Annotated in this window: 2 pseudogenes; both read right to left on the reverse strand. The window is 74.2% G+C overall.

Annotated features, from left to right (window positions below):
• Positions 1–2,239, reverse strand: a pseudogene (locus tag IH13_RS41570) (beta-ketoacyl synthase N-terminal-like domain-containing protein); the annotation flags it as partial.
• A 15-nt stretch (positions 2,240–2,254) separates the two neighbouring features.
• Positions 2,255–2,611, reverse strand: a pseudogene (locus IH13_RS46265) (SpnB-like Rossmann fold domain-containing protein); the annotation flags it as partial.
• Between the last annotated feature and the right edge of the window lie 80 nt (positions 2,612–2,691).

Here is a 2,691-nt window from a genome sequence, read left to right on the forward strand (position 1 = left end):
ACCTGGGCGTGCCCGATGTTCGACTTCAGCGAGCCCAGCCACAACGGCCGGTCCGCGGACCGGTCCTGCCCGTAGGTGGCCAGGAGGGCCTGCGCCTCGATCGGGTCGCCCAGGGTGGTGCCCGTCCCGTGCGCCTCGACCGCGTCCACCTCGTGCCCGGCCAGGCGGGCGTTGGCCAGCGCCTGGCGGATGACCCGGCGCTGCGCGGGTCCGCTGGGAGCGGTCAGGCCGTTGCTGGCACCGTCCTGGTTGACCGCCGATCCGCGCAACAGCGCCAGTACCCGGTGCTCGTTGCGCTGCGCGTCGGAGAGCCGTTCGAGGAGCAGTACGCCGACGCCCTCGGACCAGGAGGTGCCGTCCGCGGCCGCCGCGAAGGCCTTGCACCTGCTGTCCGGTGCCAGTGCACGCTGTCGGGAGAACTCGATGAAGGAGCCGGGCTTGGCCATGACCGCCGCTCCTCCGGCCAGCGCCATGGAGCATTCGCCGGACCGCAGTGCCTGCGCCGCCAGGTGCACTGCCACCAGCGAGGAGGAGCAAGCGGTGTCCACCGTGATCGCCGGGCCCTCGAGGCCGAGGGTGTAGGCGACGCGGCCCGATACGACACTGCCCGCGGTACCCGTGCCGATGTATCCGCCGACGCCCTCGGGGGCGTCTGCGGCGTCGGTGCCGTAGTCGTGGTGCATGAGCCCGGAGAACACACCGACGTTCTCCCCGCGCAGCGAGGTCGGGTCGATGCCCGCCCGCTCGAAGACCTCCCACGACGCCTCGAGCAGCAGCCGTTGCTGCGGGTCCATCGCCAGCGCCTCACGGGGCGAGGGTCCATCGCCAGCGCCTCACGCGGGGAGATCCCGAAGAAGTCGGCGTCGAAGTCGCCGGCGTCGTGGAGGAAACCGCCCTCGCGGACGTACGTGGTGCCCTGCCTGTCCGGGTCGGGGTCGTACAGCGCATCGACGTCCCAGCCTCGGTCCTCGGGAAACGGGGTGACACCGTCCAGGCCGAGCTCGACGAGCTGCCACAGCTCCTCGGGGGAGGTGATTCCGCCGGGCAGCCGGCAGCCCATGGCGACGATGGCGACCGGTTCGCCGGACACCGCCGTGGAGGGCGCGGGCGCAGTGACGGCCGGATCGTCGTCGAACAGCAGGGCCCTCAGATGGCGGGCGAGGGCCGTCGGTGTCGGGTGGTCGAAGGCAGCGGTCGCCGACATGCGCAGGCCGGTCGCCCCGGTCAGGGCGTTCCGCAGGGCCACGGCCGCGACGGAGGTGAAGCCGAGTTCCTTGAAGGCCCTGTCCGCGCCGACGGTCGCGTCCTCCGGCAGGTCCAGCACTCGGGCCGCGTGGGTGCGCACGAGTTCCAGGAGCATCCGCCCCCGCTCGTTGTCCGGGACGGCGAGCAGCTGTGCGCGCAGTGCGGCGCTGCCGGCCTCGTCCGGAGCGGCCGCGCGGGGAGTCACCTCGATGACACCGCGCAGCGGGGCCGGTACGTCGTCGGTGTGGAGCGTCCCGGTGTCCAGCCGCATCGGAACCAGGACGGCATGGTCCACGGTCCGGGCGGCGTCGGACATGGCGCGGCAGTCGTGTGCCGTCAGACGGCCGACGCCTGCGGGCGTCGGCGTCCCCGTGCCGCCGTCGTGCGCTTCCGAGGGACCCCAGGCGAGGGACAGTGCGGCGTGTCCCGCGGCACGGCGGTTCTGCGCCAGTCCGTCGAGGAAGGCGGCGACGGCACCGTGTCCGGACGGTTCGGCCGCCCCGAGCAGACCGGCCGCCGAGGAGTGGAGGACGAACGCGTCGAGGCCGGCGTCGAGGGTCGATTCGTGCAGGTTCAGGGCCCGGAGCGCCGCCGCCCGCAGGGGGTCCTCCCCGGTTCCGGGGTCCGCCCCGGGGGTGTGCACCACGGCGGTCAGGGGACGCCGGATCCGGGTCAGTACGTCGGCGAGTGCGGCACGGTCGGTGAGGTCACAGGCCGCCAGCACGACCCTGGCGCCGGCCCGGGTCAGCTCGTCCTCGAGCTCGACCGCGGCTCGGTCGCGGGGGCCTCCGTCGCTGACCAGCATCACATGGCGGACGCCGTGCGCGATGACAAGGTGCCGTGCGGCTGCCGCCGCGGTCGGCCCGTCGGCGCCGGTGACCAGGACCGTGCGCCGGGGGTCGGGCGCGGGTTCCCGCTCGCCAGGCGCGGGGGCAGCTGCGCGGGTCAGCCTGGGCAGCAGGGCTACGCCGGAGCGGACCGCGAACTGCGGTTCGTCGCCCGGCAGCAGGGTGGGCAGCACCGCACCCGCCTGCGCGTCCGTGACGTCCATGTCGGCGAGCACGACACGCCCGGGGTGCTGTCTCTGGACGTCGCGCAGGCCGCCCCACAGCGCGGCCTGCCACAGGTCGGGGATCTCCTCGTCGGACGCGGTGGCGACCGCTCGCCTGGTCGCGAGCAGCAACTGACCGCCGCTGAAGCGTTCGTCGGCCAGCCAGGCGGTGACCGTGCCGGTCAGCTCGTGCACCGTCCGGCCGTCGGTGGAATCCGCGACCGGGGCCAGCACCGTGACGTCCGGCACCGCTTGCCCGGCGGCGGACACGGCGTCCCGCAGCGCCCCCGCGTCGGAGTGGCAGGACACCTCCATGCCCTGGTCGACCAACCCCTGCGTCAGCTCTTCCGTACCGGGACCGACCAGCGCCCACCGGCCGGGAGCCACGGCCGGCG

The sequence above is a fragment of the Streptomyces sp. NRRL WC-3549 genome, assembly GCF_000721935.1.
GTDB lineage: Bacteria > Actinomycetota > Actinomycetes > Streptomycetales > Streptomycetaceae > Streptomyces.